Raw genomic sequence first — 17413 nt, 5'->3', positions numbered from 1 at the left:
CGGTCGGGCCAGGGGGCGTGCGGGCGCACGAAGGGGCGGGTGGGGTCGAGGGGGCCGCCGGTGGGCATGCCGCGCGCGGGCAGCAGCAGCGCCAGGTGCTCGTAGACCTCCTGGGCGGAGGCGGGGCGGTGCTGCGGGTCCTTGGCGAGCAGGCGCAGGACCAGGGTCTCGAGCGCCTCGGGGACCTCGGGTCGGATGCGGCGCACGGGCAGCGGCGGCTCGTACAGGTGCCGGTGGAGCACGCCGAGCGCCGTCGAACCCGCGAACGGGACGTCGCCGCTGAGCAGTTCGTGCAGCAGGACGCCGAGCGCGTACAGGTCGGTGTACGGGCCGACGGCGCCGCCCATGGCCTGCTCGGGCGCCATGTAGGCGGGCGAGCCGATGGGGGTGCCGGTGTGGGTGAGGCGGGTGGTGTCGGCGTCCATGACGGAGGCGACGCCGAGGTCGAGGACGGTGACGGTGCCGTCCTGCTTCACCATCACGTTGCGCGGCTTGAGGTCGCGGTGGACGATCGGCACGGCGTGCACGGCGCTCAGTACGGCGCACAGCTGCGCGGCCACGGCGACCGCCCACTGCCAGGGGTAGGGGTCGTTCTCGGCGAGGTGGTCGGAGAGGTCGGCGCCGTCGACGTACTGCATGACGAGGAACAGCTCCTCGCCCTCGCTGCCCGCGTCGTGCACGGTGACCAGGCCGGGGTGATCGACCTGGGCGGTCACCCGGCATTCGCGCACGAAGCGGCGGCGCAGTTCGTCGGCCTCCTGGCCGGCCACCTTGTCGGGGCGCAGCAGCTTCACCGCCACGCGCCGGTCGAGGCGCCCGTCGTAGGCCGTCCAGACCTGTCCCATGCCGCCCTGCCCGATGAGCGTGGCCAGTTCGTACCGGCCGGCGACGACGCGTCCTGTCGCCACGGTCACCTTCCGCCCTCGGGGCTGCCACCGCCGTGCCCGTTGCCCGTGCCGTCGTGCTGGCGCAGGTAGTCGCTGAGCTCGTCGAGCTCGGCACGGACCTGGTCGATGCGGGCGGGGGCGGGGTGCTGGGGAGGTGGCGTGGGGGCGGGCGGCTGAGGAACGGGTGCGCGGGCCACCGGCGACTGGGGCTGGGGCGGTTGAGGCACGGGCGTGTGCAGTCCGGGGGGAGTGTGCCGTGGGTCCGGGCGCAGCGGGGTCTGCGACGGGAACGTGGGCGCGTACGGGCCGACGGCGGGCTGCGTCTGGGCGTAGTGCGGACCGGCGGCGGGCTGCGTCTGGGCGTAGTGCGGACCGGCGGCGGGGTAGGGCTGGTAGCCGGGGAACGGCGGCCGCGCGGCGTGCAGGCGTATGTCGGCCACCAGGAAGTGCGCGCTGGCCGCCGCCCCGATCAGCAGCAGGGCGGCCATCGCGACGTCCCCCCGGCGGTCGGTCTCCGGCAGGGAGCCGACCACGGCGAGGCAGCCGATGGACGCCGGAAGGCTCAGCCAGGCCAGTGTCCAGTCGAGTCGGCTGCCGCGCAGCACGGCGATCCGGAACAGGGGGACGCAGGAGAGCAGACCGCAGGTGAGAAAGCCGGCGGCGGCGAACAGCACGCGCAGGGAGGTGACGTTGGTCGCGCCGCGGGTGGGCGGCGGCGGCCCGGCGGCGCCGTTGCCATACATGACTGCTCCTGGACCATGATGCCGTGCCGAACGGACGAACGGACGAACGGGTTGTTCGGCGTGAAAGTCCGAGCGTATAGGCCGGGGCCGACAGTGGCCCCCGGTTGTACCGAACCGTTGCCGTACCGATCACCGATCACCGATCCCCCATCACCACCAGGTCATGGCCCGGGTGCCACCGACCCGTCCGTCAGCCCGTCGTACATCCCCCGTACGAGCTGCTCGCCGAGGCGGCCGGCGAGTCTGAGCGCGCGCTCGAACTCGTCGAGGGCGCGGAACCGTTCGCCGTAGCGCAGCTGGGCGTCGAGCGGGAGCCGGGGCAGCTGGAGGCGGCGGACGTCGAGGCGGGTGGCGGTGGAGGCGTAGCTGCTGGCCTGGCGGTTGTTGGCGGTGCCGCGCAGGAACCCGGCGAGGAACCACGGGTCCAGTGCGGCGGGGTCGGGGCGCAGGAGGACCAGGTTGCGGCCGAGGGCGGCGCCGGCGGTGGCGGCGTCGACCACGCGGGCGACGGAGCCGCCGCCGAGGACCGGGACGACGACGTCGCCGCGCTCGGTCAGCACGGGTTCCTCGTCGCTCTCCGGGAGGGTGCCCGAGGGGGTGGTGCCGGCGAGTACGTCGTGGTCGGTGAGGACGGGCACGCGCGCGTGCCCGCCGTTGGTGCCGGTGCGCAACAGCAGGGCGCCGCCGCGGGCGAGTTCGCCGACGGTGGTGAGCGGCCAGCGGGGCGCGGGCTGTGCGGTGCCGGGCTGCGGGGTGCCGGGTTGCCGGGTATCGGGTTGCGGGGTTTCGGTGGGCGCGGGGGTGAGGTCGGCGGTCAGGCGCAGGGTCTCGGCGAGGCGTTCGCGTACGTCCGTGAGTCGTCCGGGACCGTCGGTGGCGGGGGGCGGCAGGTGGCGGGCGGGGGCCAGGTCGACGTCGTCGTCGAGGAGTTCGATGACGGGCAGGGACCGGGCCAGGCCGGGCCGTTCGTCGAGGCGGCCGGTGCGGTCGAAGTCCCGCCAGGCGTCGAGGACGGCGCCCCTGACGGCCCGCCAGTCCGTCCCCCCGCGCCCCTCGCCGGTGAACTGCCCGACGTCGGCGAGCAGCACCTCGGGCTGCGCGGGCGCCTTCCCTGGGCGGCACAGCACCCACAGGTGGAGCGGGATGCTGTACGGCGGTGCGGCGCCGGCCGGCAGGGCGATCACGGCCCGCAGCGCGCCCCGGCGCAGCAGGTCGGCGCGGATGCGGCGGCCGGAGCGGCGGGAGGCGGCGGCGGGCGGCATGAGCAGGACGGCGGTGCCGTCGTCGCGCAGGCGGGCGAGGGCGTGCTGCACCCAGGCCAGCTCGGACTCGGTGCGGGCCGGGAAGCCGTACTCCCAGCGGGCGTCGTAGGCGAGTTCGTCGTGTCCCCAGTTGCGTTCGTTGAACGGCGGGTGGCACAGGACGGCGTCGGCGCGCAGGTCGGGGAAGGCGTCCGCGCGCAGGGTGTCGCCGGCGGCGGCGCGGACGGTGGCCCTGGTGTGCAGGGCGAGCCGGAGCGCGGTGAGGGCGGCGAGGTCGGGGGCGCCGTCCTGGGCGTGGAGGCACAGGCCGTCCTGCTCTGGGCGGGGGGCGGGGCCGTCGGGTGCGGCGGCGCGCAGGAGGGCGCCGGTGCCGCAGGCGGGGTCGAGGACGGTGCGGGCGGGGCCGGCGAGGTCGGCCATGAGGCCGGCCAGTTCGGCGGGGGTGAGCGTGTACTGGCGCGGGTTGGCGTCGAGGTGCCGGCCGAGCAGGAACTCGAAGGCCTGCCGGGCGCCCAGTTCAGCGGCGAGTTCGGCGGTTCCGCGCAGGAGGGGGGCGGAGGCGAGGGCGGCGGGGCCGGTGAGGTTCTGGAGGGCGGGCGCGTTGACGGCAGGCTCCGTGTGAACGCCGGGGATCGCACGGTCGCCGGTGGGTGAGTTCACAACGGGCACGGCGGGCACGGCGGGCACGGCGGGCGCAGTGGCTGGCGTACCGGTCGGTGTCCCGGTCGGTGTCCCGGCGGGGGAGGTCGTGGTCGTCCGGCCTCCGGGGTTGCGGCGGCCCGGGCGCACCGCGCCGAAGCGCGGGGTGAGGACCTGGTCCAGCGCCTCGGGGAGCATCGCGGCGAGCCGTTCGTCGGAGCCGGCGCTCACCTCCAGCCAGAGGGTGGGGCGGTCGTGGATGAGCAGCAGGACGCAGCCGGCGTGGGTGAGTGCGGTGACCGGCCCCTCGGGGTGGCCGACGACCTGCTGCCAGACCCGCTCCCGCAGGGGTACCTCGGCGAGTTTGCCGTGGACGCGCAGCCAGCCCTCCACCTCGGCGAGGGCGAAGGAGGGGCTGGTCTCGGTGCCGCCGACCGGCTTGGGGAAGTCGGCGTGGCGGCGGCGCCAGTTGCTCACGGCGGCCCTGCCGACGCCGGCGAGCCGCGCGATTCCGGCGGCGGTCACTTCAGTCGCGTTGTCCTGCACCGGCGCGGCTCCCCTCGTCACATGTGTGGCGCCGAGCATACCGAGGCAGCCCACCGAACCGATTCACGGGCGTGTACGCGCTTGTCCGCGTGTACGTGGTTGACTCGGTTCACGGGCTCTGGTCTTATTGACCTCGCCAACGGGCAGCCGTCAAGGGATGGCGGTTGCCGCACCGGGAGGGGACACAGTCATGGGCATGAAGACCAAGGTCGCGCTGGGCGCCGTCGTGGGGCTCGTCGTCATCGGGGCGGTCTCGGCGAACTCCGGCGACGGGGGCGGCGAGGGCAAGAGCGACAACCGGACCTCCGCCGGCGCCGAGGAGAAGCCCGGCGGCACGAAGGGCGACGGCGCGTCCGACGCGAAGCCGGCCGAGGACTCCGATGCGAAGCCGGCCGAGAACAAGGCCGCCGAGAAGGCGTCCCAGGCCGACCGGTTCAAGGCGTTCGTGGAGAAGAACGGAACGCCGTCGGAGAAGGAGGCCGTCGCCCACGTCACCAAGGTGCAGGGCGCCGAGGAGCAGAACGACATCCTCGACGCCGCCGACGTCTACACGGACTTCACCGGCGGCCTCATGGGCGAGGGCATGGGCCCGGCCAAGCTCATCGCCTCCGCGTTCGCCGACTGGAAGCAGAGCGAGAACGGCCTCGTGACCGTCTACGATGCCGACGGCGAGCTGCTCGGCAACGGCAACTTCTGAGCCCCGGTCCGCGCCCGCCGCGCTGTTTCGCGGTTCACGATTCACGGTTCACGATTCACGGTTCACAGCACGACATTCACCAGTTCGTCCTTCACCGCTCGCTGGGATTCCTGGGGGGACTCCGCCATGCGCCGGCACATACGCCGCTCCACGTTCACCGCTCTCTTCCTCGCCGCGGTGGCCACCGCGAGCCTGACCGGATGCCAGTCCGGCCAGGACGACTCCGGGAGGGCCGGCGGGCCCGACGGAACCGGAGCCACGGCATCCGCCTCCGGACCGGCTTCCGGGCAGAAGGCGGACGCGGACAAGGACACGAACCCGGAGAAGTCACCGTCAGCCTCGGCCTCAGCCTCAGCCTCCGCGTCGGCGGAGCCGTTCGCCGGTCTGAGCGCCGACGAGATCTCCGACCGTGCCCTCGAGGCCACCACCCAAGCCCGCTCGCTGCGCGTCACGGGCGACGTCCCGGACGAGGAGAGCGGCGGCACCATACGGATCGACATCGCTCTGGACCGGAAGGGCGAGTGCGCGGGCACGATGAGCATGGACGGCCAGGGCCAGGCCGAGCTCATCAAGACCGGCGACGCGGTCTACATGAAGTACGACGAGCGGTTCCTGCGGGCGCAGAGCAAGGGCGAGCCGCAGGCGGACACGGAGGCCCTCGTGTCGCTGCTGGCCGGCCGGTGGACCAAGATGTCCGCCACCGGTCCGGACGCGAAGGACATGACGAGCTTCTGCGACCTGGACACGATGCTGGACGGCACGGACGGTGACGCCGACGACAGCGATCCGGTGCTGACCCGCGGCGAGGCCACCACCGTCGACGGCACGCCCGTGCTGGTCCTGTGGGAGACGGACGGCGCGGACCGCAGCAAGCTCTACATCGCCTCCGAGGGCAAGCCCTACCTGGTGCGCTTCGAGAGCAAGGCCGAGAACGACGCCGGCACCCTCACCTTCAGCGACTACGACGAGCCGGTGCCCGCCGACGCTCCCACCGGGGACGTCCTCGACCTGGAGGCGATGAACGGGCGCAACGCCTGAGCGCCGTACGGCACCCGCTGTGAGCGCCCCCGCCCCGGGCGGTCACAGCGGGTGCCGCATCCACACGTTGGGCTCGACGTAGACGGCGTACCCACGCTCCGGTTCGCAGCGCACCGGCACGAGGGCGCCGGGTACCTCGACGTCCCCGGCGGTGTCGAAGGGCAGGCCCGTCCAGTCCCGCCACTGGTCGAGCGAGCCGGAGACGGTCATGGAGGCCGGGGCCACGGAGTCGACGGCGGCCCCGGCCCGCGCGTGGACGCGCAGCCAGGGGTCGTGGGGCAGACCGTCCGGGCGCAGGCGGCGGGCGTACTCCTCCATGGGCGCGCGGGGTTCGAGGTGCTTGGCGCTGGGCCGGACGGGGGCGACGACCTCGCCAAAGCCGCGGGTGCGGGCGTTGTCGCGCATCGCGGCGAGCATCCTGCCGGACAGGCCGCGCCCCTGCGCGTGCGGGGCGACGGTGACGGAGATGGCGCTGACGGTGTCGGGGCGCACCCCGCGGCGCAGGTCGCTGAAGGCCCAGACGAGCACCTCGGCCCAGCCGCGGGCGGGCAGCGTGCCACGCCCCTCGGTGTGCAGGGCGAACGGCACGCTGTGGCCGTGGGCGACGACCTCGCCGTGCTCGTCCTCGGCGAACTGCACGTACTGCGGCAACTCGACGGCGATGCGCGGATAGTGGGCGTTGCCCGAGAGGTCCTCGACGGCGAACGCGGGCCAGTTGTCGGGCATCTCCCGGACCCGGTCCAGCATCTCCGGGCGCTCGGCGAGGCTCGAAATCCTCAGCTCCATGTCTTCGGCTCCCATGCCGTCACCGTAGACAGCGGGACACACGGCCGGACAGCGGTTTTCACCGGGCGGCGATCATGGTCGGCGCGGTCAGCCGCCGCACTGGCGGGACATCATCCGCTTGTCCGGTGCCGTGACCGCCAGCTCGTACTTGGCGGCGACCTGTGCGAAGCGGACCGCGTAGGCGCAGCGGACCGACTTGTCGGGCGGGAGCCAGGAGGCCGGTCCTGAGTCGCTCTTGGCGGAGTTGGCCCTGCCCTGCACCGGGATGAGGTTGAGCGGGTCGTTCGCCAGTTGCTCGCGCTTGCTCTCGGACCACCGCGAGGAGCCCATCTGCCAGCTGTACGACAGCGGCACGACGTGGTCGATCTGGACCTCGCTCGCCTCCTGCTTGCGCCACTCGATGGTGGTGCCGGTGTACGGGTCGTCCAGCGTCATGGCGACGACCACGCAGTCCGACCCGGAGCGGAAGCGCAGGTCCTGCCCGTCGCGTTGGAGCAGGTCGTTGCGGGTGTCGCAGCCGTTGCGGGCGAACGGTACGCCGTCGGCCGTGTCCATCCACGCATAGCCGAACTCGTCACGGTCGTACCCCGTCCTGGGCCCGCGCCCCTTGGTCTTCAGGCCGTCGATGAGCTTGCGGGCCGTGGCCTCGTCGGTGTCGCCCGCGACGGGGGCCAGGCCGGGCCCGGTGCCGTCCGGGTTGCGCAGCGGGCTGACGGCCCGGCCCGCGGCCGGTGCCCCGGCGTTCTCCTCCGACGACGTGGGTCCGTCGCCGCCGCCGTCGACGCCCTCGCACCCGGTGACCAGCGCCAGTGTGAGGACCGCGCACGCGGCCCATCCGTTGCGCGTCCTGCCCTGCCGCCCCATGCGCGTCCCTCCCCTTGCCGTTCGCGGATACCACGGTAGCCATGGAGAGGTTCAGACCATAGGTGGCCTTATTGGGCATGCTGGACAAATCTGTCGTACGGTCGACAGTGAGTCACGTCTCGGAAGGAGCTCTGCATGGGCATCCTCGACAAGATGAAGAGCATGGCCGGCAAGGACAAGGACAGGTCCAGGAAGATGTCCGACGCGGCCGAACGCCAGGTCAACCAGAGGACCGGCGGCAAGTACGAGAAGCACGTCGACACCGCGCAGCAGCAGGCCGAGGACAGGCTCGGCTTCGGGCGTGAGGGTGGAGGCAACCGGCCGGATCAGCAGTAGCCCGCTCCCCCGACACAGCGGAGCCGTCCACGGGATCTGTCCCCGTGGACGGCTTCCTCTGCGACTCCCCGGCCTGTCTGGGGTCAGTCTGGGGTCAGGACCCCAGGATCGAGGTCAGGAACTCCCCGACCCAGCCGAGCAGTTCGCGCCCGACCAGCGGCTTGCCGCCCACCTTCGCGGTCTTCGGACGCGGCACGAGGACCTGGTGGGTGCCCGCCTTGATGACGGAACCGGGGTAGAGCCGCTTGAGCCGCAGCTCCTGGGACTCGCGCAACTCCACCGGCGCGAAGCGGATGTTGTTGCCCTGAAGCACGATCTCGCCGACGGCGCACGCCCGCGCGAGCATGCGCAGCCCCGCGACCAGCAGCAGGTTCTCCACCGGCTCCGGCAGCTTGCCGTACCGGTCGACGAGTTCCTCGCGTACGGCCTTGACGTCCTCCTCGCTGCCCGCGGAGGCGATGGACCGGTACGCCTGGAGCCGCAGCCGCTCGCCGGGGGCGTAGTCGTGCGGGACGTGCGCGTCGACGGGCAGTTCGATCTTGACCTCGAGCGGCGGCTCCTCCTCGACCCCGCCCTCCAGGGAGGCCCGGTAGTCGGCGACCGCCTCGCCGACCATCCGCACATACAGGTCGAAGCCGACGCCGGCGATGTGGCCGGACTGCTCGCCGCCCAGCAGGTTGCCGGCGCCGCGGATCTCCAGGTCCTTCATCGCCACGTACATGCCAGCGCCCATCTCGGTGTGCTGGGCGATGGTGGCGAGGCGCTCGTGCGCCGTCTCCGTCAACGGCTTCTCCGGCGGGTAGAGGAAGTAGGCGTAGCCGCGCTCCCGGCCTCGGCCGACGCGGCCACGCAGCTGGTGGAGCTGGCTGAGGCCGAAGTTGTCGCCGCGCTCCACGATGAGGGTGTTGGCGTTGGAGATGTCGATGCCGGACTCGACGATGGTCGTGGAGACCAGCACGTCGAACTTCTTCTCCCAGAAGTCGACGACGACCTGTTCGAGGGCCTGTTCCGACATCTGGCCGTGGGCGGTGGCGATGCGCGCCTCGGGGACGATCTCGCGGAGCTTGGCCGCCGCGCGGTCGATGGACTCGACGCGGTTGTGGATGTAGAAGACCTGGCCCTCGCGCAGCAGCTCGCGGCGGATCGCGGCACCGATCTGCTTGTGCTCGTAGGGGCCGACGAAGGTCAGCACCGGGTGCCGCTCCTCCGGCGGGGTGGTGATCGTGGACATCTCGCGGATGCCGGTGACCGCCATCTCCAGGGTGCGCGGGATGGGCGTGGCGGACATGGTAAGCACGTCGACGTTGGCGCGGAGCTTCTTCAGCTGCTCCTTGTGCTCGACGCCGAAGCGCTGCTCCTCGTCGACGATGACCAGGCCCAGGTCCTTGAACTTGGTCTCGGAGGAGAACAGGCGGTGGGTGCCGATGACGATGTCCACCGAGCCCTCGTGCAGGCCCTCCAGGGTCGCCTTCGCCTCGGTGTCGGTCTGGAAGCGGGAGAGCGCCTTCACGCTCACCGGGAACTGGGCGTAGCGCTCGCTGAACGTCCCGAAGTGCTGCTGCACCAGCAGCGTCGTGGGCACCAGTACGGCCACCTGCTTGCCGTCCTGGACGGCCTTGAAGGCGGCGCGGACCGCGATCTCCGTCTTGCCGTAGCCGACGTCGCCGCAGATCAGGCGGTCCATGGGAACCGTCTTCTCCATGTCCTCCTTGACCTCGGCGATGGTGGTGAGCTGGTCGGGCGTCTCGGCGTAGGGGAAGGCGTCCTCCAGCTCGCGCTGCCAGGGCGTGTCCCCGCCGAACGCGTGGCCGGGCGCCGCCATCCGGGCGCTGTAGAGCTTGATCAGGTCGGCGGCGATCTCCTTGACCGCCTTCTTGGCGCGGGCCTTGGTCTTGGTCCAGTCGGCGCCGCCGAGGCGGTGCAGGGTGGGGGCCTCGCCGCCGACGTACTTGGTGATCTGCTCCAGCTGGTCGGTGGGGATGTAGAGGCGGTCGCCGGGCTGGCCGCGCTTGGCGGGGGCGTACTCCACGACCAGGTACTCGCGGGTGGCGCCCTGCACGGTGCGCTGCACCATCTCGATGTAGCGCCCCACGCCGTGCTGTTCGTGGACGATGTAGTCGCCCGCCTCCAGGGTGAGCGGGTCGATGGTCTTGCGGCGCCGGGCGGGCATCCGGGCGCCCTCGCGGCCGGCGGCCTTCTGCCCGGTCAGGTCGGTCTCGGTGAGAACGGCGAGCTTGAGGGCCCGGTCGACGAAGCCGTGGTCGATCGAGCCGCAGGAGACGTGGACGACGGAGGGGCTGAGCGTGTCCAGGTCGTTGTCGAGGCGGGCCGCGATGCCCTCGCCGCCGAGCACCTCGACGGTGCGGGCGGCCGGGCCGTGGCCCTCGGTGAGGTAGACGGCGCGCCAGCCGTCGGCGAGCCAGCCCTTGGTGTCCGCCAGCGCCTTGGCGGTGTCGCCGCGGTAGGTCTCGGGGGCGTGCATACCGAGCTTGAGGGTGTCGGCCTCTTCGAGCGCGTCGTCGGCGGCGAAGGGGGAGACCGACCACCACATCATGTCCAGTTCGCGGGCCCGGTCCCGGACGTCCGCGATGGACCACAGGGAGGCCGCGTCGACGTCGATCGGCGCCTGGCCGCCGCCCGCCGTGGCCGCCCAGGACGCCTGGAGGAACTCCTGCGAGGTGGCGACCAGGTCGGCGGCACGGGTGCGGACCCGCTCCGGGTCGCAGACCACCGCCATGGAGCCCTTGGGCAGCACGTCCAGCAGCAGCTCCATGTCGTCCACGAGGACGGGGGCCAGGGACTCCATGCCCTCGACCGCGATGCCCTCGGCGATCTTGCCGAGCAGTTCGCCCAGCTCGGGGTGGTCCTCGGCCAGGGCGGCGGCCCGCTCGCGTACGTCCTCGGTGAGCAGCAGCTCGCGGCAGGGCGGCGCCCACAGGCCGTGGTCGGCGACCTCCAGGGAGCGCTGGTCGGCGACCTTGAAGTAGCGGATCTCCTCGACGTCGTCGCCCCAGAACTCGACGCGGAGGGGGTGCTCCTCGGTCGGCGGGAAGACGTCCAGGATGCCGCCGCGCACGGCGAACTCGCCGCGCTTCTCCACCAGCTCCACGCGCGCGTACGCGGCGGCCGCCAGGGCCTCGACGATCTCGTTCAGGTCGGCGGTCTGGCCGGTGCGCAGGGCGACCGGCTCCAGGTCGCCGAGGCCCTTGACCTGCGGCTGGAGCACGGAGCGTACGGGGGCTACGACGACGGAGACCGGGCCGGTCTCGGGGTCGTCGGGGCGGGGGTGGGCGAGGCGGCGCAGGACGGCGAGGCGGCGGCCGACGGTGTCGCTGCGGGGGCTGAGCCGCTCGTGCGGCAGGGTCTCCCAGGACGGGTACTCCACGACGCCCTCGGGCGGCAGCAGGGAGCGCAGGGCGGCGGCCAGGTCCTCCGCCTCACGTCCCGTCGCGGTCACCGCCAGCACGGGGCGGCCCGTCTCGCGGGCCAGCGCGGCGACCGAGAAGGCACGGGCGGCGGGCGGGCCGACCAGGTCGACGTGCATGCGGTTGCCGTCTGCGGCCGCCGTGATCGCTTCCGCGAGGGCGGTGTCCTTGACGACGGCGTCGAGCAGACCGTGCAGGCTCATGGAGGGGGCGCTTCCGTCCTGGGTGCTGGGGTGGACAACACGAGTAGCCCGGCGGGGTGAGGGCCGGGGGTGTCCAGCGTACGACGCTGCGCTCGCGGGCGCTGGGGGCTGTGGACGACGCCGGGTGCGGGTGTGGCCGGCGCCGCGGTGGCCCTACCAGGGGGCTCCGCCCCCTGGACCCCCGGACCTATGCCCACCCACCACCCGACTCGGTCGGCTGAAAGGTGACCAAAAGGCCCGGCGCCGAGTCGGTGTGGACTCGGCGCCGGGCCCTTCCCCCGCAACCCCCGTATGCGGTGGCTGTCGGGTCGGGTGCTACTCCGTCGCGATCGCGTTCAGGACGTTCATGCGGCCGGCGCGGAAGGCCGGGACCAGGGCCGCGAACAGGCCCACGAAGGCGGAGCCGATGAAGACGCCGATGATCGTCGGCCAGGGGATGTCGAGGACGTTCAGTCCCTCCAGGGCGAGCAGCTTCTGTGCCGTGGCGCCCCAGCCCATGCCCAGCCCCAGGCCCAGCAGGGCACCGAAGAGGGCGATGACGACGGACTCCATGCGGATCATCCGGCGCAGCTGGCGGCGGGAGAGGCCGATCGCCCGCATCAGTCCGATCTCGCGGGTCCGCTCGACCACCGACAGCGCCAGCGTGTTCACCACACCGAGGACCGCGACGATGATCGCCAGGGCGAGCAGGCCGTAGACCATGTTCAGCAGCTGGCCGACCTGGTCCTTCAGCTCCTGCTTGTAGTCGGTCTGGTCGGCCACCTGGTACTGCGGGTAGGCGTCCAGGGACTTCTTCAGCGCCGCGTACGCCTGGTCCGCCCGACCGTCCTCGGCCTTGGCGAACATGATCGTGTTCGGCGGGACGTTCTCGGCCGGCAGGTACTTCCGCATCGTCTCGATGCTGATGTACCGCGCGCCCTGGTCGATGGCGACGTCGTCGCTCGTGATCGCGGCGACCTTGAGCTTCGCGGTCTCGCCGCCCTTGAAGGCGACGGAGATCGTGTCGCCGACGTGCACGCCGTGCTTCTTGGCGTAGTCCGAGCCGACCGACATGGCGTCGGTGCCGTAGGCGGCGGAGAGCTCGCCCTCGGTCGTCTCGCGGCGCACGTCCTGGGCGTAGGTCGGGTCGGCGGCCGTGACTCCGTCGTCGTCGGTCTTGCCGTCGGGCGAGGTCAGTGTGGCGTCGAGCATCTTGTAGCGGGTGACGTGCTCCAGGCCGGGCGTGTCCTGCATCGCCTTCTCCGCCTTCGGCACGATCCGCTGGTTGCCCTGGACGATGAAGTCCGCGCCGACCGTCTTGTCCAGCTCGCTGGTGGCCGAGGCGACCATGGAGGAGCCGACGACGGACAGGCACGCCACCAGCGCGAGGCCGATCATCAGGGCGGCACCGGTGGCGCCGGTGCGGCGCGGGTTGCGCAGGGCGTTGCGCTCGGCCAGCCGTCCCACCGGGCCGAAGGCCCGCAGCAGTACCGCACTGATCGCCCGGACCACGAAGCCGGCGAGCAGCGGGCCGATGACGACGAAGCCGATGAGGGACAGCACGATGCCCGCGCCGAGCATCATCGAGCCCTCGCTCGCCTTGTCGGCCGCGGCGGCCGTGAACAGGGCCGCGGCGCCGGCGCCGGTGAGGACCAGGCCGATGAGGCCGCGTATCCAGCCGGCCTTGCCGTCGGCCGGGGTGCCGGCGTCGCGCAGGGCGGCCATCGGGGAGATCTTGCCGGCGCGGCGGGCCGGCAGGTAGGCGGCCAGGACCGTGACCACGATGCCGAGGACCAGGCCGACCACCGGGGTCGCCGTCTTGATGGTCAGGTCGTCGGTGGAGAGGTTCATGCCCGCCGCCGACATCAGCTTCATCAGGCCGACGGCGATGCCGACACCGGCCGCGACGCCGAGGACCGAGCCGACGATGCCGAGCAGGAACGCCTCGACGAGGACCGAGCGGTTGACCTGCCGGCGGGAGGAGCCGATGGCCCGCATCAGGCCGATCTCACGGGTGCGCTGGGCGACCAGCATGGAGAAGGTGTTGATGATCAGGAAGATGCCGACCAGGAACGCGATCCCGGCGAAGCCGAGCATGGCGTACTTGATGACGTCCATGAACTCGCCGACGTCCGCGCGGCCTTCGTCGGACGCCTCCTTGGCGGTCTGCACCTTGAAGGCGCCGCCGTCCAGGGCGGCGGAGACGTTCTGCTTGAGCTGCGCGTCGGTGACGCCGGCCGCGGCGGTGACGTTGAACTGGCTGAAGCGGTCCGTGCCGCCGAGCAGCTGGCTCTGGGCGGTGGGGGTGTCGAAGTAGACGACCGCGGCACCGGGGTTGGTGACGGTGAAGGAGACGATGCCGACGATCTTCGCCTTGAAGTCGCCGGTCTGCGCGATGGTGCGCAGCTCGTCGCCGATCTTCAGGTCGTGCTTGTCGGCGGTGTCGGAGTCGACCATCGCCTCGGTCGGGCCGCGCGGCGCGTGCCCCGACGTGATCTCCATCGACCGCAGGTCGTTCCTGGTCCAGTTCCCGGCGAGGGTCGGGGCGCCGCTGGTGGCTCCCACGTTGTCGTTGTCCGCGTTGACCACGGTCACGTTCATCGAGACGACCGCTCCCTCGGCCGACTCGACGCCCTCGGCCGCGCGGATCTTCTCCAGGGTGGACGCCGGAAGCGACTCGGGCACCCCGCTCTGCGGCGTGTCCTCGGCCTCGGCGTCCTTCGGGGCGACCGTCACGTCCGACGAGGTGACGGCGAACAGCTTGTCGAAGGTGGTGTTCATGGTGTCCGTGAACACCAGGGTGCCGCACACGAACGCCACCGACAGCAGCACCGCCACCGCCGAGAGCGCCATGCGGCCCTTGTGCGCGAGGAAGTTGCGCATCGAGGTCTTCACGACGGTCATGACGTGCGCCCCCGGGCGTCGAAGTCCTTCATGCGGTCGAGGACGGCGTCCGCGGTCGGCTTGTACATCTCGTCGACGATCCGGCCGTCGGCGAGATACAGCACCCGGTCCGCGTAACTGGCGGCCACCGGGTCGTGGGTGACCATCACGATGGTCTGGCCCAGCTCGTCCACCGACCGGCGCAGGAAGCCCAGCACCTCGGCGCCGGCGCGCGAGTCGAGGTTTCCGGTCGGCTCGTCACCGAAGATGATCTCGGGCCGGGCGGCCAGTGCCCGCGCCACGGCGACCCGCTGCTGCTGGCCGCCGGAGAGCTGGGTCGGCCGGTGCTTCAGCCGCCCGGCGAGGCCCACGGTCTCCACGACCCGCTCCAGCCACGCCCGGTCGTACTTACGGCCGGCGATGTCCATGGGCAGCGTGATGTTCTCGATCGCGTTCAGCGTCGGGAGCAGGTTGAACGCCTGGAAGATGAAACCGATCCGGTCCCGGCGCAGCTGCGTGAGCTTCTTGTCCTTCAGGCCGGTTATCTGGGTCTCGTCGAGGTAGATCTGTCCGGCGGTGACGGTGTCCAGGCCCGCCAGGCAGTGCATCAGCGTGGACTTGCCGGAGCCCGACGGCCCCATGATCGCGGTGAACTGACCGCGGGCGATGTCCACGTCCACGTGGTCCAGGGCGACCACCCGGGTCTCGCCGACCCCGTACGCCTTCACGACCTGCCGCGCCCGCGCGGCAACGGCCGTACGCCCTCCAGTGCTCCCGTGTGCGGGAATACTTACGGCCGATGTCATGTCAAGTCTCCTATGTCGGTCATCACCTGTGCCGCCGGTGCCGGCGGTGAACGCGGAGCGGTACCGCTGGTGGTGCGAGCTTCACAACGGGTCGTGCGCTGGAACGTGTCGCTGCTGCGTGCTTGCTGCTATGTCGAAGAGTCTGGCCGGAACCGGGTGCCGAGCGCGCTGAGGTACAGCGCACTCTTCTGCTGGGGAAAACCCCACCCCCACGGGTCCGGTTCGCCGCCCCCCAGCGGCGTAAAGCCAGATTAAGGACGCCGCCGGGCCTCTCTCGTCCTCCGTCGGTACGAACCCTCCCCGACCCGTAGTACGGAGGTACCCCTAGGGGCAGTCCACCCTCCGGTGGAGCCGGACTCAGGGTGGCCGTCCGCCTCAGGACGCACCGAGCATCCACCCTCCCGTGACGTCAGGGTCAAGTGGGAAGCTGATCCCCGCGGATGGATGCAGGGGGAACACAACAGAAGGGGGCGCGCGGGTGGACGGCACCAGGTCGGCGGTGGACGAGGCCGCACCCGGCACGGGCCCGGGCCGGCGCGGTGCCGTCGTCGCCGCACTGATGCTCGCGATGGCGCTGTCGGCGCTCGACGCCACCATCGTCTCCACCGCCGTCCCGCAGATCGTCGGCGACCTCGGCGGCTTCTCCCTCTTCTCGTGGCTCTTCTCCGGCTACCTGCTGGCCGTCACCGTCACGCTGCCCGTCTACGGCAAGCTCTCCGACACCTTCGGCCGCAAGCCGGTCCTGGTGGTGGGCGCGGCACTGTTCCTCCTCGGCTCCCTGCTGTGCGCGCTGGCCTGGAACATGGCCGCCCTCATCGCCTTCCGCGTCCTCCAGGGCCTGGGCGGCGGCGCCCTGCAGGGCACGGTGCAGACCCTCGCCGCCGACCTGTACCCGCTCAAGGACCGGCCCAGGATCCAGGCCCGGCTCTCCACGGTGTGGGCGGTGTCGGCCATCGCGGGCCCGGGCCTCGGGGGCGTGCTGGCCACGTACGCCGACTGGCGCTGGATCTTCCTCATCAACCTGCCGGTCGGCGCCCTCGCCCTGTGGCTGATCGTCCGTCACCTGCACGAGCCGCCCCGGGACGAGCCCTCACGGGAGGGGACCGGCACGCGCGCGCGGGTCGACTGGGCGGGCGCGCTGGCCGTGTTCGCCTGCGGGGGCGTACTGCTCACCGCCCTGGTACAGGGCGGGGTGGCCTGGCCGTGGCTGTCGGCGCCCTCGCTCGCCCTGTTCGCCGCCGGTCTCGTCCTGCTGGCGGCCGTGGTGGTGATCGAGCGCCGCGCGGTGGAGCCGATCATCCCTGGCTGGGTGTGGCGCCGCCGCACGATCGCGGCGGTGAACCTCGCGCTCGGCGCCCTGGGGGTACTCATGGTGGCGCCGACCGTGTTCCTGCCCACCTACGCCCAGTCGGTGCTGGGCCTGGCGCCCGTGGCCGCCGGGTTCGTGCTGTCCGTGTGGACGCTGAGCTGGCCGGTGTCGGCGGCCCTGAGCCAGCACGTGTACCGCAGGATCGGCTTCCGCAACACGGCGATGCTCGGCATCGGCACCGCGTCGCTGCTCCTGTTCGCCTTCCCCTTCCTCCCCTACCCCGGCGAGGCCTGGCAGCCGGCCCTGCTGATGCTGCTGCTCGGCGGCGCGCTCGGCCTGTTCCAGCTGCCGCTCATCGTCGGCGTCCAGTCCACGGTCGGCTGGGCGGAGCGGGGTACGACGACCGCGTCCGTGCTGTTCTGCCGTCAGACCGGCCAGACCGTCGGCGCGGCGGCCTTCGGCGCGATCGCCAACGGAGTGCTGGCCGCGCGGCTCGGCGCGACGGACGGCGTCGGCGCCGGAGATCTCGACTCCGTGACCCGGGCGCTGGATTCGGGCACCGCCGGGGAGTCCGTACGGCGGGCGATCGCCGACGCCGTGCACGCGGTCTACCTGGGCGCGGCGGGTGCGGCGGCGCTGGCGTTCCTGGTGCTGCTGCTGGTGGCGCCACGCCGGTTCCCGGTGCTCAAGGACTGAACTCGCGGGCCGCCGGACCCGGCAAAGGCGCAGGTTAACGCGGGTAACACCGCGAGGACGGCGCGGCATGCGCATACCGACCGATCAGTTTGGCCAAAACGCAGCGCCCCACGTGACCGGCGAGTAGCGTGCGTGGCCCCCACCCCCCACCTCCCTGCGGTCCGCCGCACCGGACCCGAGCCGCGCAAGGAGCCCCGGGATGTCCTACGACCCGTCCCCGTCGTACCCACACCGGCCACCACCGCCCCCGTACCAACCCCCGCCACCGCCACCACAGCCGCCCTACCGACACCAACCCTCCCCCTCCCCTTACC

General features: G+C 72.2%; 11 protein-coding genes and 1 pseudogene. 4 read left to right on the top strand and 8 right to left on the bottom strand.

Features of this window, described 5'->3' with window-relative positions; all coding sequences use genetic code 11:
* From pkaE to KUM03_RS12280, 3 genes and pseudogenes are all read right to left on the bottom strand, one after another.
* Nucleotides 1-845: pseudogene (pkaE, locus tag KUM03_RS12290) on the bottom strand (serine/threonine protein kinase PkaE); the annotation flags it as partial.
* A 65-nt stretch (nt 846-910) separates the two neighbouring features.
* Nucleotides 911-1630 (bottom strand): hypothetical protein, encoded by a 720-nt coding sequence (locus KUM03_RS12285; RefSeq protein ID WP_217247072.1) that lies wholly within the window; start codon nt 1628-1630, stop codon nt 911-913.
* Between the two features lie 161 nt (nt 1631-1791).
* The gene (locus KUM03_RS12280; RefSeq protein WP_217247071.1) at nt 1792-4077 is read right to left on the bottom strand and encodes an N-6 DNA methylase; all 2286 of its coding nucleotides are present in this window, start codon (nt 4075-4077) and stop codon (nt 1792-1794) included.
* A 190-nt stretch (nt 4078-4267) separates the two neighbouring features.
* Here KUM03_RS12280 and KUM03_RS12275 point away from each other — a divergent pair, with 190 nt between their 5' ends.
* On the top strand, nt 4268-4774 hold the full coding sequence (locus tag KUM03_RS12275) for a hypothetical protein (RefSeq protein ID WP_217247070.1): 507 nt from the start codon (nt 4268-4270) through the stop codon (nt 4772-4774).
* Nucleotides 4775-4900: 126 nt separating this feature from the next.
* Nucleotides 4901-5812: a hypothetical protein gene (locus KUM03_RS12270; RefSeq protein ID WP_217247069.1), complete on the top strand. Its 912-nt coding sequence runs from the start codon at nt 4901-4903 to the stop codon at nt 5810-5812.
* A gap of 42 nt (nt 5813-5854) precedes the next feature.
* On the opposite strand, the gene KUM03_RS12265 is transcribed toward KUM03_RS12270, so the two are convergent.
* Nucleotides 5855-6598, bottom strand: coding sequence for an N-acetyltransferase (locus tag KUM03_RS12265; protein WP_217247073.1), 744 nt, complete (start codon nt 6596-6598; stop codon nt 5855-5857).
* Between the two features lie 87 nt (nt 6599-6685).
* Entirely contained in the window at nt 6686-7462 is a 777-nt protein-coding gene (locus tag KUM03_RS12260; protein ID WP_217247068.1) for an HNH endonuclease family protein, read from the bottom strand.
* A 135-nt stretch (nt 7463-7597) separates the two neighbouring features.
* Between KUM03_RS12260 and KUM03_RS12255 the strand changes: the two genes are divergently transcribed.
* Nucleotides 7598-7798, top strand: coding sequence for an antitoxin (locus tag KUM03_RS12255; RefSeq protein ID WP_019329929.1), 201 nt, complete (start codon nt 7598-7600; stop codon nt 7796-7798).
* 94 nt (nt 7799-7892) lie between these two features.
* On the opposite strand, the gene mfd is transcribed toward KUM03_RS12255, so the two are convergent.
* The 3 genes from mfd to KUM03_RS12240 form a co-directional block, all read right to left on the bottom strand.
* The gene (mfd, locus tag KUM03_RS12250; RefSeq protein WP_217247067.1) at nt 7893-11426 is read right to left on the bottom strand and encodes a transcription-repair coupling factor; all 3534 of its coding nucleotides are present in this window, start codon (nt 11424-11426) and stop codon (nt 7893-7895) included.
* Nucleotides 11427-11741: 315 nt separating this feature from the next.
* Nucleotides 11742-14309: an ABC transporter permease gene (locus KUM03_RS12245; RefSeq protein WP_217247066.1), complete on the bottom strand. Its 2568-nt coding sequence runs from the start codon at nt 14307-14309 to the stop codon at nt 11742-11744.
* On the bottom strand, nt 14306-15094 hold the full coding sequence (locus KUM03_RS12240) for an ABC transporter ATP-binding protein (protein WP_217247065.1): 789 nt from the start codon (nt 15092-15094) through the stop codon (nt 14306-14308). The genes KUM03_RS12245 and KUM03_RS12240 overlap by 4 nt, the downstream gene beginning before the upstream one ends.
* Before the next feature lie 478 nt (nt 15095-15572).
* Here KUM03_RS12240 and KUM03_RS12235 point away from each other — a divergent pair, with 478 nt between their 5' ends.
* Nucleotides 15573-17099: an MFS transporter gene (locus tag KUM03_RS12235; protein ID WP_217247064.1), complete on the top strand. Its 1527-nt coding sequence runs from the start codon at nt 15573-15575 to the stop codon at nt 17097-17099.
* The last annotated feature ends 314 nt before the right edge of the window (nt 17100-17413 follow it).

Source organism: Streptomyces sp. AC602_WCS936, from assembly GCF_019049125.1.
GTDB lineage: Bacteria > Actinomycetota > Actinomycetes > Streptomycetales > Streptomycetaceae > Streptomyces.
Note: the sequence above shows the minus strand (reverse complement) of the source record. Positions and strands in the feature narration are given on the sequence as shown.

Bases quoted from the DNA above. Each gene is read 5' to 3' on its own strand.
- KUM03_RS12285 (WP_217247072.1), bottom strand. From the start codon at position 1,630: ATGTATGGCAACGGCGCCGCCGGGCCGCCGCCGCCCACCCGCGGCGCG.
- KUM03_RS12275 (WP_217247070.1), top strand. From the start codon at position 4,268: ATGGGCATGAAGACCAAGGTCGCGCTGGGCGCCGTCGTGGGGCTCGTC.
- KUM03_RS12270 (WP_217247069.1), top strand. From the start codon at position 4,901: ATGCGCCGGCACATACGCCGCTCCACGTTCACCGCTCTCTTCCTCGCC.
- KUM03_RS12265 (WP_217247073.1), bottom strand. From the start codon at position 6,598: ATGGAGCTGAGGATTTCGAGCCTCGCCGAGCGCCCGGAGATGCTGGAC.
- KUM03_RS12260 (WP_217247068.1), bottom strand. From the start codon at position 7,462: ATGGGGCGGCAGGGCAGGACGCGCAACGGATGGGCCGCGTGCGCGGTC.
- KUM03_RS12255 (WP_019329929.1), top strand. From the start codon at position 7,598: ATGGGCATCCTCGACAAGATGAAGAGCATGGCCGGCAAGGACAAGGAC.
- mfd (WP_217247067.1), bottom strand. From the start codon at position 11,426: ATGAGCCTGCACGGTCTGCTCGACGCCGTCGTCAAGGACACCGCCCTC.
- KUM03_RS12245 (WP_217247066.1), bottom strand. From the start codon at position 14,309: ATGACCGTCGTGAAGACCTCGATGCGCAACTTCCTCGCGCACAAGGGC.
- KUM03_RS12240 (WP_217247065.1), bottom strand. From the start codon at position 15,094: ATGACATCGGCCGTAAGTATTCCCGCACACGGGAGCACTGGAGGGCGT.